Here is a 16,207-nt window from a genome sequence, read left to right as displayed (position 1 = left end):
TAGGTTGAGAGGCTGTTTTTGCATGTTATCCGGGGGAAGGCGCTACTGCGCGCCGAACAAGACGATCGCCGCGGAGGACGAGGTGAATTCGGCCTCGATGACCGCCCGTCCCGACGCGTCCCACGCGACGCGGACCCCCTCGGAGTGCCAGACGGGCCGCGCCGGCTTGCCCTTGGTGGCATACGTATAGCTTCCGGGCGTCGCGGAGAAAAGCGCGACAAGTCCGCGGCCGTTCATGGCGGACAGCTTCTCGTGCACTTCCGCCGCCCCGCCGATCTCCCCCTCGCGGACCGGATCGCTGTCGGCAATATCGTCGCGTACTTGCTTGTAGCGGTCAAGCGTCCCGCGTATAAAATCGCGGTCCGCTCGCGGCAGCGCAGGCAGATCGCCCCATAGGCCGTTATGGCCGAGCATGAGCGAGGCAAGGGAGAGCAGTTGGTTGTCTCGCGGCGCATCCGGCAAATAATGCGCGAGGAACAGCGTCGACGGCAGCCAGCGATCGTAGGCGAGCGGACGGCGGCAGATCCAGCCTCGCGCGGGACCGGGATGAAAAAACAGGTTCCAGTTGTCCCGCTCCCGGTCGATCGGCACGTCGTAATTAAAGTAATACGGACCGTTGTTCACCAGAAAGTACTTGCCGGAGCCCAGGAATGCCAGCCCCATCGCGCGGCCTCCCTCGGTAACGTCGAAGTCGACGATCGCCTGCGGGCACGCCTCGCACAGCCGATCGACAATGCGCGCCATGGCCTGCACCTGCTGGAACGCGTAGCTCTCCCGACGTTCCAGGCGGGTATGTCCCGCATCGCCGTGATCGTGCCCGGGCGCGTCGCAGCCGTACTGCGCGATCGCGTCCCATTTGAAATACCGGACGCCGTAATCCCGGGCCAGCCGGATCAGCTCCGCGGCGAACGCGTCCGCATACCGGCTCGCGAGGCAAAGCGGCACGCTCGCCTCCGTCTCCCACACCTCGGCCGGCTCGGCTTCCCGGCCTTCCTCCGACATGACGCAGTCCCGATGTGCGGCGAGCATCTCGCTGCCGAGCGCGGCCACCGTCGGGTTGAACCACAGCCCGAGCTTCATGCCGTAGCCGTCAAGCCGCGCCCTGACCTCGCGCAGATCGTCGGGGAAGCGCTGCGGATCCGCTCGCCAGTCGCCGGTGCGGCCGTACCAGCCCGTATCGAGGACGTATACTTCCACGCCCAGCTCGTGCGCGGCGTCGATATCGAGCAGCGTCCGCCTAAGGCGCATCGGGTCCAGATACTTGCCGCCCTGCTCGTTGCGGACTCGCTCTTGATAGTTCCAAGTGTTATAGAAAATATAGGGCCTGCGGCTCTCCGCGTTTTCCGACCAATGGCGCAAGGCGAAGCGGCGGTAATGCGAAGCGAGCGCGTCGTCGTCTCCCTCGATCGCAGCCGCTTGCATCCATACCGTTCGATAGGGCCGCTCCGGCGTCGGGGCACTGCCGTCCAGATAATTTCCCTTGACCGCCTCCAGCTCGACCGTCCGGTCCGGCCGGAGCCGGTACTGAATGAAGGCGTCCGGGTACTGGGATCCGTGTTCGTAGGCAAGCAGCAGCCGGCGGCTCCCGTCTCCCGCGGTCAGCATCGGCCCCATCAACGTCTCTCCCCGCCTGAAATGCAGCTCGTCCACCTGGCGCTCGGTCGGGCAATAGCTGTGTACCGGTTCCACGAATTCGGACAGCCGCCGCTCGACCGTAAGGTCGCAGCCATCGAGGGAAACCGAGACGTAGCGCAGCCGGTCGCTGCCGGTCCGCTTCGTCAAACGCGCGCCGTCCCGCGAGGCCAGCTCATAACGGAAGCGGACGACCGGATTGCCGCCGTCCGCCACGCGCACGATCCAATGCAGGTCGGTCCCCGGCGCGTCGCGCAGCGGTCCGCCCACCTGGTATTCGGTCACGCCGCAGATCAGCGTCCGGTGCGGCGCAGTCTCCGCGAGCGAGGCGAGCGCGCCGGACACCATCCGCCCTTCCAGCTCGAACGTCGGGCTGCCGAACGTCCAGCCCGCTTCTATGCCGCCCGTATATTCGATCGCCCAGAAGCGTTTTTCGCGGCCATAGCAGACGACCTGCATGCCGGACCGCTCCGGACTGCGCCATGCTTGTTCCTCCGTCATCCCGGCCGCTCCTTCCGTTTCCATGCGTAAGGCCCTTCAATCTCAAGCGCGACCTCATAATCGTCCGGGATGTCCGTCTCGATATGCAGCTTCCCGTCGGCATAGCGCCAGGACATCGCCAGCAGGTCGCCGCCGGCAGGCAATGCGCCCGCGCAAGACAGCAGCCCCGACGTGCCCGGGCGAAGCACGACCCTCCGGCGCAGCGGGTCGACGCGGCGGAAGCCGAGCAGGTCGCGATACGCGACATGGACGACGTGGCTGACGAAGCCATGGCTGCAGCTGGCGATCGGCTCGTCCTGCTCCCACAGCGTGCCGGTGGCGCTCGCCATCCCGCCGAGCAGTTCGGGCAGCTCGGCCGCGATGACGTCGGCACGGCCCGCGGCGGACAGCGCCTCGAGTCGCAGCATGTTGCCGATGAGCTGGTTCGTCGGCGCGACGCCCGGCGCGCGCCCGCTCTCGATGCCGCGGCGGCGCGGTCCAAGACGGTCCACAAGCTTACTCCACAGCTCAGGGTAAGTATCCGGCTCCGCGATGCCGAAGCAGAAGGCGTAGTACTGGCAGGCCTCCGACACGTGGCCGGTCTCAATCCGCAAGCCATCCGCGGTCCGCACGGCATGATCCGCGAAGTATTCGCCCGTAAAAGCTTGGGACCGCACCGCGGTCCTCACCGCTTCGGCCTGCCGCAGCCAGTCGTCGGAGCCGTACAGCCGGCCCGCCGCCTCAAGCGCTGCCGCATACAGCATGTTGGTCGGATAGCTGACATCCTGCACCCACTCGCGCGCCGGCGACCAGTCGACGAAGATCCAGCCGTTCAGCCGCTCCAGCAGTCCGTCTACGTTGCGGAAGGGCTCGAAGTACCGCATCAACGACTCAACGCGCGGCCTCAGATGTGCCAGCATGTCCGCATCGCCGCTGCGCGCGTCGTATTCGTCCAATTGAAGGACGAACCACAGCCCCCAGTTCGGAATAAAATTGCCGTCGAAGTGGTCTGCCGGGTAACACATCGGCACCATTCCTTCGGGGAGATTGGCGAAGCGTTCCGGCAGCGCGTAATTTTCCAGAAACAATCGTTCGTATACGGTCGTACCGCTCAACGCCGCCGCCGTGCGCGCCATGAAAAAGCTGTCGCACAGCCATCCCGCGCGCTCGCGCGACGGGCAGTCCATAAAGATGTCGACCGCATTCTGCCTGTAGGTCTCGATGCCCGCCGCGACGATCGCGTCGAGCGCCGGATCGCTGCTGGCGAACGAGCCCAGGACGGCATCGCCGCACACGTATTCCCGGACGCCGATGCCGCGGATATCGGCAGTCCCCTCCCATACGAGCAGCTTCAGATAGCGGAGCGAATACGGCTCCATCGTCTCAAGCCGGTGGACGCCCGGTTCCAACTCGTAGGCGACGGCATTGACGGCGTCAAGCCGCAGGAAGTCGACCTCGCCGCCGCTCAGCACCTCGTCGAACAGCAGGTACAATCGCGCCGGTTCCGCGCAGACGACCTCGGCCCGTATGAAGCCTGCGGCGACGCGGCCGAAGTCCACGATGCGGTAGCTCCGCGCTTCGACCCTCAGCGCAGCGTCCGGCACGTAGGGCCGATCGCAGGCGTCCCGCTCGGATGTGACAATCTCTTGCAGCAGCAGCGACGGAACGGTCTCCAGCTCCGCCTCGGGATAGCCGAGGAAAAGCGGACCGACGCCCGTCAGCGACCGGTCCTTGCGGTAGCCGTCGGGCGGCACGCGATGCGCCACGGCGCCGGATTCGCATACGAAGAGCGGCTGCAGCGTTGGAAAAGCCGGCAGCGGTACGCCCCTGGGCAGCGCCATCCGGGCGGGCACGCGCGACCAGTCCGCCTTCGCACCCGGAACGGCGGCCGCCGATAATCGCCAGTCCCCCGCGCCGGTCTCCAGCCGGTACGCCTCCGTAAAGGCCCGCTGGAAGCTGTAGCGCTGCGTCCGGCGCAGCCGCTCCCGCAGCTCGCCGGCCTCGAACCCCCGCTCGCCGTCCGCCCCCGTCCAGCAGAGCGGGCGGGCGGCCGATGTCAGCAGCTCCGCCTGCAGGAAAGAAGACTCAGCCAGCGTATAGAAGCTGTTTACGTTATAGCCGGCGACTTCGATCGCGATGATCGTCTCTTCCTCCGTCCCGTCTCCCGGAAGCTCCCATTCGTCGACGCGGCAATACCCGTGAGGCGCGGCCGCCGGCCCGTGGCCGACGAACCGTCCGTTTGCGAAGCAGCGGTAGATCGACGCGGCGGCGATCCGCAGCCGCGCCCCACGTCCGACAGGCGCGGCGACGCAGGCTCTGAAGCCTGCCGTCACATTCATCGTGTCTTCGAGCCCTGACAACCAAATGGGCTCGGCGCGTTCAAAAACGAACGTTTCCATCTTCGTCCTCCCCGCTTCCCCGTTGCGAGCCGCCATCCCCCGCTCGTCTCGCTCGACGTTCCTCGCCATTCCCGCTCTTCACCCCTTGATCGCGCCGGCCGTCATCTCCTCGATGATGAACCGCTGACCGACGGCGTACACGAGCAGCACGGGGGCCATCGCGATCAGCAGGTCGGCGAAGACGTAATTCCAGTCCGTGCCGAACTTCGACTTGAACATGTAGACGGACATCGGGATCGTCCACATGTCGGAGCTGCCGAGCAGGTATAGCGGCCATTGGAAGTCGTTCCAGACGCCGAGAAAAACGAATACGGTCGCCGTCGTGATCGAGGGCAGCAGCAAAGGCAGTATGATCCGTACGAAAAGGCCGAAGCCCTTCGCCCCGTCGACGAAGGCGGACTCGTCGATCTCGCGCGGGATCGCCTTGACGAAGCCGGTCATCATGAGAAGAATGAACGGCGTCTGCAGCGCCGCGTACAGCAGGATGATGCCCACAAATTGATTATTCAGCTGCAACGACTGCATGAGCTTGACGGTCGGGATGATCGATGGCGGCGCGATCAGTCCCGCCAGGAACAGCGTATAGATTACCGTAATCAGCCTTCCGGACCGCCGGGCCGCGATAAACGCGCCCATGACGCCGATGGAGACCGACAATGCGACGGAGCCGGTCGTGACGATCGCGCTGTTGGTAAGTCCCCGCAGCATCCGTCCCTGTTCGAATACGATCTTGAAGTTGCTCCAATGCCAGGAATCGGGCAGCTCGAGCCGCATGAGCGCCGCCTGCTGCGCGTCCTTGACCGCGCTGAGCAAGATGAATAGCAGCGGCACGACGACAATGAGGCTGAGCGCCAGCAACAGGACCAGCCTGAGCGCGGTCAGCGCGCCGCTTATCCTCATAGCTGAACCTCCCTTCGGCGCAGCAGATGCAGCGCGTAGAAGGAGATGACGGCGATGACGAGGAACAGGCAGACGTTGGCCGCCGTACCATAAGCGTACAAGCCGTCCGAGAACCGGTCGAAGATATACGTGTTGACGACCTCCGTGGCATCGCCCGGACCGCCGCTTGTCAGCGCGAACACGATCTCGAATACTTTAAGCGAGCCGATCAGGCTCAGAATGACGTTAATGGTGAACGAAGGCGCGAGCAGCGGAAAAATCACGTAGCGCACGCGTTTCAGGTAGCCGCTGCCGTCGATGATCGACGCTTCGATCAGCTCCTTGGGAATGACCAGGATGCCGGCGATGTAGATCGCCATCGCGAAGCCGGCATACTGCCAGACGTTGGCGACGGAGATGGCGTACAGCGCCACGTCGGCGTTGCCCAGCCAGTCCGTCGTCGCGAATCCGAGACCGAAGAAGCGCAGCAGTTCGTTCAGGATCCCCTCCGGCCGGTAGATGGCGGAGAAGACATACCCGATGACGAGCGTGCTGAGCACGCAGGGCAGGAAAAAGACCGTGCGGAACGCGTTGCGGCCCGGCACCCTGGTCGTCAGGATCAGGGCCAGGCCGAGGCCCAGCCCGTTCTGGAAGACGGTGACGATGGCGGCGTAGACGAGCGTGTGCCTGACGGCGTTGACGAGATCACCCGCCGCCAGCAGATCGCGGTATTGCTGCAGACCGACGAAGCGGATGCTTTCTTTATAGATGTTCCAGTCCGTCAGAGAATAGTAGAAGCCCGACAGCGTCGGATAAATGTAGAGCGCTCCGTATACGGCCAGCACGGGCAGCAGCAGCCATAGGGGGTACATTTTTTTGATGTGCATGTTGCGTCAGCTCCCTCCTGCCCGGCCGGCGCGCCGGCCGGGCCCAACCGCTTACCAGCCCGCGAGCCCCGCCGCCTTGGCGGCGGTGTCGATGTTTTTCTGCAGCGCCTTGGCGACTTCGGCCGCCGTCTTGTCGCCGCCGTACAGCGCCTGCAGCTCCTTCGTATAGTCGCCGACCGAAACGGCCGTCAGTCCGTTGAAGAACGGCGCGGCGCGCCCGGCTTCGACGACCGGCTGCAGATCGGCCGTGCCCCCGTTCAACGCGGCCTCCACGCCGAGCCAGCTCGGCATCGTCTTGGCGGCGTCATAATACGTTTTGAGCGTTTCCGGCTCCGCGATATAGGCAAGCAGGTCTTTGGCCTGCTCGACGTTCTTGGAATTCTTGAATGCAAAAGCCGCCTGCGGATCGCTGATGCCGACGTAGCTGTCCGCCTCGAACGGCTGCGGGAACATGCCGACCGGCGCGTCCGGATACTTGGCCAGCAGCGTGGGCAGCGCCCAGTCCGCGTTGATGACCATGGCCGACTTGCCGGTGGCCAGCTCGTCGAGCGACAGATCGTACGTGCCGGAGAACAGGTTTTTGTTGGCATAGCCCTTTTTCACGAGATCCGCCTGCTTCTGCAGCATATCCACGAACTCGGGGATCTGGTCGAACGTCGTCTGGTGCGCGTTGATCTTGTCCATCAGGTCTGGCTGCTTGGCGAGCAGATTGGCGAACCCGCTGAAGGTGAATACCTGGAGCGGCCAGCCGTCCTTCCCCGCCTCGTAGAAGGGGGTGATGCCCGCAGCCTTGATCTTCTCGGCGTCGGCGAGCAGCTCGTCGTACGTGCGGGGCACGGACAGGCCGAGGTCGGAAAATACTTTTTTGTTGTAGAGAACGCCCGACACGTTCATCCCGCTCGTCGGAATGCCGTAAACCTTGCCGCCGTCCTGCAGGTAATATTTCAAAATGGTCGGATTGATCCGCGAAATATAAGATTCACCCGACAAATCGACGAGGTTTTTTTCGGGATTGAGCTTTTTGATGGCGCTGCTCTGGCTGAAGAAAAAGAGTACGTCGGGGATGTCCTCGGTCGCGATCTTGGTCAGCACCATCTGCTCGAAGTTGTCGGACACGATTTGCAGATCGACCTTGTTGCCGCTTTTCTCCTCGTAGCCCTTCATGATCTTTTCCCAAGGTCCGCCCTTGGCCCAGTCGGCGTGCATAATGACGGACAACGTCACCGGCTTGGCGGCGGGGGCCGTCTCCGACGGCTTCGCGGAAGCGCTTGCCGAAGCGGACGGCGAAGTCGAAGACGACGAGGAAGGCGAGGCGCCGTTGCCGCTCTCGCCTCCTCCGCAGGCTGCGAGCGCGGCGGCCATGAGCACGGACATTGCCGCGGTCAGGCCGGACTTGATCTGTTTTGCATGCATAGGTTGACCCTCCAGAATTGAATGATGGCAGCGAGTATGCCGTATTCCTAACGATAATGAAGCCGCCTCGTCATGGAAATGGAAAATGTGCAGGTAGCGGCCTGTAAAATTCCTAGATCGGCTCCGCCGCGCGATCGTCGGTGCTATACTGCTAGCAAGAGGTGGGAGTCATGCTAAGCCGGCTGAGCATACGGGTCAAGCTGTTTCTGGCGTTTACGCTGTGCGTCAACATCATCATCGGATTGCTCAGCTACTTATACTATCGGCAGACGGCGGACGTCATCTACCTGCGCAACCGGGAGGCGACCCAGCAGATGCTGTACAGGTTCGTCACGTCCATCGACCGGATGTACAAGGACCTTGACCGGATTTCCGCGCAGATTTTGTACAACAACGATATTGCCGCCTATTTTTCGCCCCCCGAGCCGGACTTCGACAGCTCTTACGCCGCCTTCGTCAAAGTGCAGAAGCTGACGAATCTGCTCGAGTACTTCAACGGACCGCAGATGACGGCCAAGCGCATTCTCGTCTTCAACCTGAACGGCGACTATATCGATTACGGCTTGAACTGGGACACGTATCCAAGTTTAAGGGAGCGCTTCCGTCAGGCGTCGTGGATCGATGATACGCTGGCGCTCGGCGGCGAGAAGCTGCTCGTGCCGCCCCGGCCGACCGAGTGGCAGACGACGGCGGAGGTTGTCTTCTCGGTCGCCCGGCGCCTGAATGCGCATACGCTGATCGAAGTTCAACAGCCCTATGCGCTGCTCGAGCAGACGCTGACGGAGGGGCGAGAATCCGCTGCAGAAGCCAGCCTGTTTATCTACGACGACGACGGGCGCATCTTCTATCCCTATGGCGCTTCGCGCATCCCTTTCGACGGCCGGGCGTTCGCAGCCGGTGCGGACGGCAGCGAGATCCGGCGGCTCGATACCGGAGAGACGAACGTCGCCAATCTGACCCGTTCCTCGTATACCGGCCTCAATGTCGCCCTGCTGCAGCCAAAGGAAGCGCTGCTGAGGCCCATCCAGCGGCTCCATCAGCTCAGCATCGTCATCATCGGCGCGGCGGAGCTGCTCGCGCTGGCGCTCTCCTACGCGATCGCGCGCACGATCACGTCGCCGATCTTCCGTCTGCAGCGCTACGTGCGCAGCGTAGAGCTGGACTCCCATCCCGCGACGCCGGCGCCTCGCGCGTTCGCGTACTCCCGCGAGGTGAACGACCTGTACGAGACCTTCGTCAAGATGACGCAGCGGCTGCACCGATCCATGAACGAGCTCATCGACCTTCGCAGTCGCGAGAGCACGGCGCAGATTCAGGCGCTCTATGCGCAGACGAACCCGCACTTTCTTTACAACACGCTCACTTCGATCGGCCGGCATGCAGAAGAGGCGGACGATCGCGAGGTTGCGGAGATGTGCTACGCGCTCACGCAGATGCTGCGCTACAGCAGCGTCGCGCCGGCCGCTCCCGTCGCCGTGCGCGAGGAGCTGGCCAACGCCCGCGCCTACTTGGAGCTGATGAAGCTTCGCTACGAATTCCAGCTGCAGTTCGATATCGCGCTCGACCCGCTTCTGGCCGAAGAGCCGATACCCAAGCTGATCGTGCAGCCGTTTCTGGAAAATTGCTTCGCCCACGCCTTCAAGCAGGTCGAGCCCCCGTGGCATATATCCGTCGCCGTCCGCGCGAGGCAGGACGACCCCGGCTGCTGGGAGCTGTCGATCGCGGACAACGGCGCCGGCATCGGCGACGAGACGCTGGCAGCCGTGCGCCGGCGGATCGAGACGCTTCGCGCGGACGGGGACGGCGAGCTCTCTCGGATCACCTCGCGCGGTCTCGGCCATGTCGGCATCGAAAATACGCTGGCGCGCTGCCGGCTGTTCTGGGGCGACCGGGTCCGCTTCAACGTCGGCCGACTGCCCGAGGGCACCGAGATTGTCATCACCGTCCGCAAGGAGGAATGCGACAGATGTTCCGCGTCGTGATCGTCGAAGACGAGCCGCCCATTTTGCGCAGCATCAAGGAGAAGATCGCCGCCATCGATCCCGGCTTCAAGGTCGTCGGCGAGTACTACAACGGCGCGGCGGCGCTGCTCGAGATGGATATCGTGCAGCCGCACGTGCTGATCACCGACCTGCACATGCCTGTCATGGACGGAGAAGCGCTGCTCGAACGCGTGCGCGAGCGTTACCCGGACATGCTCTGCGTCATACTCACCGGCTACCAGCAGTTCGAGTACGCGCGCATGGCGGTTCGCATGGGCGTCGTCGATTACTTGCTGAAGCCGCCTACCGGGGCTACGATCGGCGAGCTGCTCGCTTCGCTCCGGCAGCGGCTGCTGCAAAACCAGACGCTGGTCGAGTCGTTTATTTTGCAGCGCCTGCTGCTGCCGCACTCGTCCGTCGCCCATGGCGGCGCGGAGCTGGAACGTTATGCGCGGGAGTACTTTTACCACGCCAGCTATATGTTGCTGTACGCCTGGCTGCCTCCCGAGCTGGAGCGGGACTTCCCGGCAGCGCAGCTGCGGGACGCCGCGGAGGCATGGCTGCAGGACGGCGAGCGGTGCTACGCGCTCGCCGCTCCGTCGCACGAGTGCATCCTGCTGCTCGGCGTGCACGAGCTTGGCGGGACGCGGCTCGGCGCCTGGGCGGCCGCCGGCGGTCCGGGCGGCCCGGACTCGGCCGCCGTGCTGGCGATCCCGCTCCGCAGCGGGGGCATCGCCGGCGTGCCCGGCGCGCTCCAGCTGGCCCGGCGGGCGGCGCCGCAGCTCAGCCGCATGGCCGGCGCGGCGTTCGCCGTCCACTCCCCGGGCGAGGGAGTGGGCGAGCCGCTGCGGGCGGAGCTCCCGGCCGCCGCCGTGTCGCACATGGCCGCCTTTGTGCGCAAGCGCAGGAAACCGGAGTTTATGCAGGCGCTGACGGCGGCCATCGGCGACATCGGGCTCGGCAGTCTGCCGCGGTCGACGTGGATCAGGACGCTGCAGCGCCTCGCGCGCGAGCTTGCGCCTCATGCGGGCGCCATGGGGACCGACGGCGCGCCGGAGCGGATGGAAAATGAAATCTCCCAGGCGATATGGGGGGCGGCGCAGCCGGAGATCGCGCTTGCGCATCTGACGCGGATATTCGGGCGGCTGTGCGAGGAGGAAGGCTCGGACGAGGAAAGCGCCGGATGGCCAGAGGAGGTCGAGGCGTACTTAAAGGCGAACTTCACCTCCAATCTGTCGCTCGCGGACCTCGCGGAGCGCTTCGGCCTGAATCCCTCTTATCTGAGCTTCGTATTCAAAAGCAAACGGGGCAAGTCGCCGGGCGATTACCTGATCGAGCTGCGCATCGAAGAAGCGAAGCGGCTCATCCGCGAGTTTCCGCGGCTGCTGTTCAAGGACATCGCGGAGCAGGTCGGTTACCCCGATCCGTATTACTTCAGCAAGCTGTTCAAGCAATGGGCCGGCCTGACGCCTACGGAGTACAAGCGGGGTCAGCGCTTCGACTAGCTGCGACTCGACTTTGGTATGCCCGGCCCGCTATTTGTGCCGCTATTTGACGCAAAGGGTTACTCGCCGGGCAAGCCTGCGAATTTTACAAGCCGCATGCTGAGATTCGTCCATTTCGTTGTCCCTCCCTCGGGTGTAAGCTTCTTGTGGTAACGCTTACAAAAATTTTGAGGAGGCAATGACGTGCGAAAAAAACTATGGTACGGCTTGATGGCATGGCTATTGACGGCGGGGCTGGCGCTCGCGGCAGGACCGCAAGCGGCGGATGCCGCCGGCAACGGGCTCAAGGATACGTTCTCCGGCGGCGCGGGCGGCTGGAGAGCCGCGTCGGGGTCCTGGTCCGCCGCAGGAGACGAGTACGTGCAGAGCGCGACGGCGAACGGCACCTACTGGACCACGATTGCCGGCAAGCGTTGGGGCGACGCCACCTACGAGCTGGATCTGAAGCTGCTCGACAACGGCGGCAGCAGTCTGAGCTGGGCCGGCCTGCAGTTCAAAAAAATGGGCCAGGACGACGGTCCGTTCGACAGCGGCATGCTGCTGTACGTGCGGGCGAACGGCACCATCGAGCTGTACAAGGTGAACAAGGCGCTCGTGTCGGTCGCCACCGGCCTGTCCTTCGGCACCTACCGCCACCTGAAGGTCGTCAACAACGCCCACAACATCAAGGTGTACGTCAACAACGAGACGACGCCGCGTATCGACTATACCGATCCGACCTTCGCCAGCGGGTATGCCGGACTTGCGGCGAGCACGAGCAGTTGGGCCTTCGACAACGTGAGCGTGTCGGGGCCCGATCTGCCTTACACGATCAACGTCGGCAGCCCGAACCTGCTCTACGCGGACGCGCAGATGCCGATCACGATGGACGCTTCGTTCGCGACGCTGCGGGAGAGCGCGAGCGCGATGCATTTTTACCATGCCGAGTTCCTCCAGCATCTGAAAGGCCCGCTGGACGCTCCGTTCCAAACTTACGTGTCGGCGGGCGGCAGCAATTTGATCGATAAAAACGGCTTCGGCGCCGGCTACAGCGCCTATAAGATCTGGATTATGAATATGTACGAGATCGCACCCGGCGAGCTGCTCGGCTTCACGCATAACGAGGCATGGTCGACGCCGCAGCCGACGGGGTTGCCTACGAACTTCAGTCTCGGCATCGTCTACTCGACCGACGGCGGCGCGACATGGGAATACTGCGGCGAGATCGTGCGGCCTAAAAATACGGGCGTCAACATCGGCGGCGTCCCCTATATCGTCCGCAACGGCGAGTTTTACGTGTACTTCAACGACGGCATCTACGGAGAAGGGGACGGCATGGGCTACCCGCGGCATGTCGCCGTAGCCAAGGCGAGCGTGCAGGACGTCGTGAATGCGGCGCGCAATCTGCAGACGACGACTTGGACGAAATACGTCAACGGAAGCTGGACCGGAAACGCCGTGACGAGCGTCGGCAGCGCCGTCCTCGACAACACCTACCTGTACGAAGACGCGCACTCGGACGCTGCATACAGCACCGCGCTCGGCAAGTATCTGATGACCGTGCAGACGCATCAATCGAGCCGGCTTAACCTCTACTCCTCCTCCGACGGCGTCGTCTGGAGCATGGAAGCCGCGCTGGACGTCGCGGCTCCGGGCTCGGTCATGCAGCCCTATTCGACCTTCGTGGATTACGAAGGCGGGACCAACGACGGCCGCGAGGTCGACGGCGCGTTCTCCATTCTGTATCCGCGCAAAACCTGGGGCAACTACGAGCACGACGACCTGTATCGGCGCTCGATTACGATCTCGGCCGATCAGGCCGACCGATACTCAGCTTCCGGGGGCTACGGCCAGACGCAAGGCGCGAACGGCTGGTCCTATGAGCAATGGGACGGCTCCGCTTACAGCAATATGACATGGGACGCCGCGAACGGGCGCTGGAAGGGCGCGCAGACATACGCGATCGTCGGCGGCGGCTGGCAGCATCCCGACGCGAACGATTCCGTGCGGACATGGACGGCGCCGAAGGCGGGAACAGTCAATGTGTCCGGCGTCGCGCGCAAGGCGGACACCGCGCTGGGCGGGGACGGCGTGCAGGTAAAGATCATGAAAAACAATACGCAAATCTGGCCGGCGAGCGGCTGGCAGCCGATCGGCGCTTCGGACACGAACGGCTTCGCGCACAACCTGACGGTCAGCGTCGCCCAGAACGACAAAATTCGCTTCGTCGTCAATAAAGGCGGTACGATATCGACGGACGCCACCTGGTGGGACCCGACGATCCAATACGATCTTTACGAAGCCTCGAGCGGCTTCAGCCAGACTCAAGGCGCGAACCAGTGGTATTACAAGCAGTGGGACGGCTCCGCCTACAGCGATATGACCTGGGACGCGGCAAACGGACGCTGGAAGGGCGCGCAAACTTATGTCCTGGTCGGCAGCGTCCTTCAGCATCCGGACGCAAACGACTCCGTACGCGCTTGGCTCGCGCCGAAAGCGGGAAAAATCCGCGTCTCGGGTACCGCGAAGAAGGAGCCGGGCAGCGGAGCCGGCGACGGCGTCAACCTGAAAATCATGAAAAACGGATCGCAAATCTGGCCCAGCGTCGGAAGTTCCGCGACGCTGGCCTACAACGACTTCGCCGGCATCTCTCATGACGTCGCCGTGTCCGTCTCCGCAGGGGATTATATCTACTTCATCGTCAATAAGCGGAACAATCTGACGTCGGACGGCACGCTCTGGAACCCCACGATCCAGTATACCGGCTTGTAGAGCGCCTGTTTGCGGGGCATGAACGCACGGTAAGGGCGGTAAAAGGCGGGATCGCGCAGCTACCTTGCGCGATTCCGCCTTCTTTTCTTGCATGCCGCGTCTGCGTTACTGCCGCGTATACGCCACGATTGCGTCCCGCAAAAACGCCGTCATGCCCGGCTCTTTTTCATAATAAGCCTTGAACCGCTCATCGTCGACGTACATCTGCGCGAGTCCTGCGTGCGCCTCCTTGGAATAGCTGCCCCAGGAATAGGAGAGCCACTGCTTGTGCAGCTGCACCGTTCGCCGAGCGGCTTCCCCTTCCGCGTCGCCGGTCTTGAACGCTTCGGCCAACGAGACGTGGATCTCGTCCGCCAGCTTGTTCATCTCGGCGTACTCCGCCTCGCTCATGCCTCTCAGCTTCGCGTTGGAGCGGTCGATCGTCCCGTCGCCGTATTTCGCGCGGATCTCCGCGCCGTACTTGGCCTCGTTGTCCGCGATCAGCTTATCCTTAAACCCTTCGAACTTTTCTTCGTCGCTCATATCCGTTCCTCCTTCACGGGCGCCGATGGTGCGCTCGACGTTCGCGATCAGCGCATCCAGCCGTTCCCTGCGTTCGAGAAGCTCCTCGCGATGAAGCCGCAGCGCCCGCACGCCGTCGTAGTCCGGATCGCACATGATCTCCTTGATCCGGTCCAAGCCGACGCCGAGCTCCCGGTAGAACAGTACCTGTTGCAGCCTGTCGACCTCCGCGGCCCTGTAGATGCGGTATCCGGACGAGTTGATTCTGGCCGGCTTCAGAATCCCGATCTCGTCGTAGAACCGCAGCGTCCGGGCGCTCACGCCCGCCAGCCTGCCCAGCTTCTGTACCGTATATTCCATGCGATCGCCTCCCGACGACTCTACTGTAAACGTTGACGCAACGTGAAGGTCAATCGTTATTTTGCAAATTCTATTTTATACCGCGGACGCTTCTCCGCAGACGCCCGCCAGCTCCGCGAGCAGCTCGCCGAAGACGCCGTCCCAATCGCGCGTCCCCGCGTAGGCGTAAGCCCGCTCCGAGATCGCCTCCCGCAGCGCGGGCTCCCCGTGCAGCCGGGCGAGCGCCGCGGCGAAGGCGTCCGCGTCGTCCGGCGGGCAGAGCAGGCCGGTCTCGCCGTCCTGCACGAGGTCGGGCAGCGCCCCTGCTTTCGCCGCGATGACGGGCAAGCCGCAGGCCATCGCCTCCAGCGCGACATTGCCGAACGTCTCCGTCGGCGAAGGGAACAGCAGCGCGCCGGATGCCTGCATCCAGCGCTGGAGCTCGCCTTGCGACACCGCGCCGAGAAACAGCGCGTCGATGCCGAGCTGCTCGGCGAGCCTGCGCAGCTCGCCTTCCTGCGGCCCGTCCCCGGCGATCACCAGCCGGGCGTCGGCATCGGTCTCCTCCCGGAACCGGCCGAATGCGCGCAGCGCCGTACCCAGGTTTTTCTCCGGCGCGAGCCTGCCCGCGCACAGCACCGGAAAGCTCGAAGCAGGCAAGCCATGCTCGCTCAGCCATCCCGCGCGGTCTCCTTCTCTGCCGAACAGAGAGGCGTCGATGCCGCGGCTCCATACGCGGAGGCCCAGCCAGCCGTCGCGCCGGCATTCCTCGAGCACGGATGGCGACGGCACGAATACGCGCCTGCAGGGGCGGTGGAACCAATGCAAGTACCTGCGCAGCAGCGCGCCAGCCCAGGTCAGATTGTAGTAAGGCAGATATCGCGCGAAGTGCGTATGATGCGACGCGATCAGCGGAATGCCGTGCTTCAGCGCGAGGCGCCGCCCGGTGAGGCCCGTGCCGAACGGGGTCGCCACGTGCACGGCCGTAGGCTTGAAGGCGAGCAGGCTGCGCTCGGCCGCCGGGGACACCGGCATGGCCAGCCTGCACGCCGGGTACAGAAAAAACGGCAGGCTGGCGAGGCGCTCCGCCGTCTCCTCGTAGCCCGGCGCACGACGCGGACCTGCAGGCGCGAATACCTTGCAGACAATTCCCTTTTTCTCCAAATAATCCGTCCATCGCTGCAGCGTTTTGGCTACGCCGTTGATCTCCGGGGCGTACGTGTCCGTAAACAAGGCCAGGCGGATCTCGTTCATGCGACGACTCCTCCTCCGCGATGCGTTTTACGCCCATCGTACTGCGCCCGCATTAGCGCGGGATCAGCGGAGTGTCAAATTGCGGATGGCTTGTTCCTTTACAGTAAGGCCGACGGAACTTCATACCCCAATGACAATTCGCGGTTAGACTGGGGGAACATGAAGCCGCGCCCGCGCGCCGAAGG

At 63.9% G+C, this 16,207-nt stretch carries 10 protein-coding genes; 3 read left to right on the top strand and 7 right to left on the bottom strand.

The genetic code is table 11. From position 1 onward, the window contains the following. Positions 1-42: 42 nt before the first annotated feature. The 5 genes from ACFOTD_RS09285 to ACFOTD_RS09265 are packed head-to-tail and all read right to left on the bottom strand — an operon-like array spanning position 43 to position 7,690. Positions 43-2,133 carry an alpha-galactosidase gene (locus ACFOTD_RS09285; RefSeq protein WP_378117927.1) on the bottom strand — a complete coding sequence of 697 codons (2,091 nt, stop codon included), beginning with the start codon at positions 2,131-2,133 and terminating at the stop codon, positions 43-45. Then, on the bottom strand, positions 2,130-4,580 hold the full coding sequence (locus ACFOTD_RS09280; RefSeq protein ID WP_378117925.1) for an alpha-L-rhamnosidase-related protein: 2,451 nt from the start codon (positions 4,578-4,580) through the stop codon (positions 2,130-2,132). The genes ACFOTD_RS09285 and ACFOTD_RS09280 overlap by 4 nt, the downstream gene beginning before the upstream one ends. Positions 4,581-4,589: 9 nt before the next feature. Further along, positions 4,590-5,411 carry a carbohydrate ABC transporter permease gene (locus ACFOTD_RS09275; protein WP_378117923.1) on the bottom strand — a complete coding sequence of 274 codons (822 nt, stop codon included), beginning with the start codon at positions 5,409-5,411 and terminating at the stop codon, positions 4,590-4,592. After that, a complete protein-coding gene (locus tag ACFOTD_RS09270) occupies positions 5,408-6,277 on the bottom strand; it encodes a carbohydrate ABC transporter permease (RefSeq protein ID WP_378117921.1) in 870 nt (289 codons plus the stop codon). Before ACFOTD_RS09270 ends, ACFOTD_RS09275 begins: the two co-directional genes overlap by 4 nt. 51 nt (positions 6,278-6,328) lie before the next feature. Beyond that, positions 6,329-7,690 (bottom strand): ABC transporter substrate-binding protein, encoded by a 1,362-nt coding sequence (locus tag ACFOTD_RS09265; protein WP_378117919.1) that lies wholly within the window; start codon positions 7,688-7,690, stop codon positions 6,329-6,331. Between the two features lie 170 nt (positions 7,691-7,860). On the opposite strand from ACFOTD_RS09265, the gene ACFOTD_RS09260 reads away from it, so the two are divergent. The 3 genes from ACFOTD_RS09260 to ACFOTD_RS09250 all read left to right on the top strand — a co-directional run bounded on the left by ACFOTD_RS09260 (position 7,861) and on the right by ACFOTD_RS09250 (position 13,928). Continuing rightward, positions 7,861-9,672, top strand: coding sequence for a sensor histidine kinase (locus ACFOTD_RS09260; protein WP_378117917.1), 1,812 nt, complete (start codon positions 7,861-7,863; stop codon positions 9,670-9,672). Further along, the gene (locus ACFOTD_RS09255; protein WP_378117915.1) at positions 9,657-11,177 is read left to right on the top strand and encodes a helix-turn-helix domain-containing protein; all 1,521 of its coding nucleotides are present in this window, start codon (positions 9,657-9,659) and stop codon (positions 11,175-11,177) included. Before ACFOTD_RS09260 ends, ACFOTD_RS09255 begins: the two co-directional genes overlap by 16 nt. 183 nt (positions 11,178-11,360) lie before the next feature. Further along, positions 11,361-13,928 (top strand): glycoside hydrolase family 183 protein, encoded by a 2,568-nt coding sequence (locus tag ACFOTD_RS09250; RefSeq protein WP_378117914.1) that lies wholly within the window; start codon positions 11,361-11,363, stop codon positions 13,926-13,928. A gap of 105 nt (positions 13,929-14,033) precedes the next feature. Here the strand turns inward: ACFOTD_RS09250 and ACFOTD_RS09245 are convergent, their stop codons facing one another. Both ACFOTD_RS09245 and ACFOTD_RS09240 read right to left on the bottom strand, forming a co-directional pair. Continuing rightward, positions 14,034-14,789 carry a MerR family transcriptional regulator gene (locus ACFOTD_RS09245; RefSeq protein WP_378117912.1) on the bottom strand — a complete coding sequence of 252 codons (756 nt, stop codon included), beginning with the start codon at positions 14,787-14,789 and terminating at the stop codon, positions 14,034-14,036. Positions 14,790-14,864: 75 nt separating this feature from the next. Continuing rightward, entirely contained in the window at positions 14,865-16,022 is a 1,158-nt protein-coding gene (locus ACFOTD_RS09240) for a glycosyltransferase family 4 protein (RefSeq protein WP_378117909.1), read from the bottom strand. Between the last annotated feature and the right edge of the window lie 185 nt (positions 16,023-16,207).

The sequence above is a fragment of the Cohnella sp. GCM10012308 genome, assembly GCF_042649185.1.
Lineage (GTDB): Bacteria > Bacillota > Bacilli > Paenibacillales > Paenibacillaceae > Cohnella.
The sequence above is the reverse complement of the archived record's forward strand: the minus strand, read 5'-3'. Positions and strand labels throughout refer to the sequence as shown.

Bases quoted from the DNA above. Each gene is read 5' to 3' on its own strand.
- ACFOTD_RS09275 (WP_378117923.1), bottom strand. From the start codon at position 5,411: ATGAGGATAAGCGGCGCGCTGACCGCGCTCAGGCTGGTCCTGTTGCTG.
- ACFOTD_RS09255 (WP_378117915.1), top strand. From the start codon at position 9,657: ATGTTCCGCGTCGTGATCGTCGAAGACGAGCCGCCCATTTTGCGCAGC.
- ACFOTD_RS09265 (WP_378117919.1), bottom strand. From the start codon at position 7,690: ATGCATGCAAAACAGATCAAGTCCGGCCTGACCGCGGCAATGTCCGTG.
- ACFOTD_RS09240 (WP_378117909.1), bottom strand. From the start codon at position 16,022: ATGAACGAGATCCGCCTGGCCTTGTTTACGGACACGTACGCCCCGGAG.
- ACFOTD_RS09260 (WP_378117917.1), top strand. From the start codon at position 7,861: ATGCTAAGCCGGCTGAGCATACGGGTCAAGCTGTTTCTGGCGTTTACG.
- ACFOTD_RS09285 (WP_378117927.1), bottom strand. From the start codon at position 2,133: ATGACGGAGGAACAAGCATGGCGCAGTCCGGAGCGGTCCGGCATGCAG.
- ACFOTD_RS09280 (WP_378117925.1), bottom strand. From the start codon at position 4,580: ATGGCGAGGAACGTCGAGCGAGACGAGCGGGGGATGGCGGCTCGCAAC.
- ACFOTD_RS09270 (WP_378117921.1), bottom strand. From the start codon at position 6,277: ATGCACATCAAAAAAATGTACCCCCTATGGCTGCTGCTGCCCGTGCTG.
- ACFOTD_RS09245 (WP_378117912.1), bottom strand. From the start codon at position 14,789: ATGGAATATACGGTACAGAAGCTGGGCAGGCTGGCGGGCGTGAGCGCC.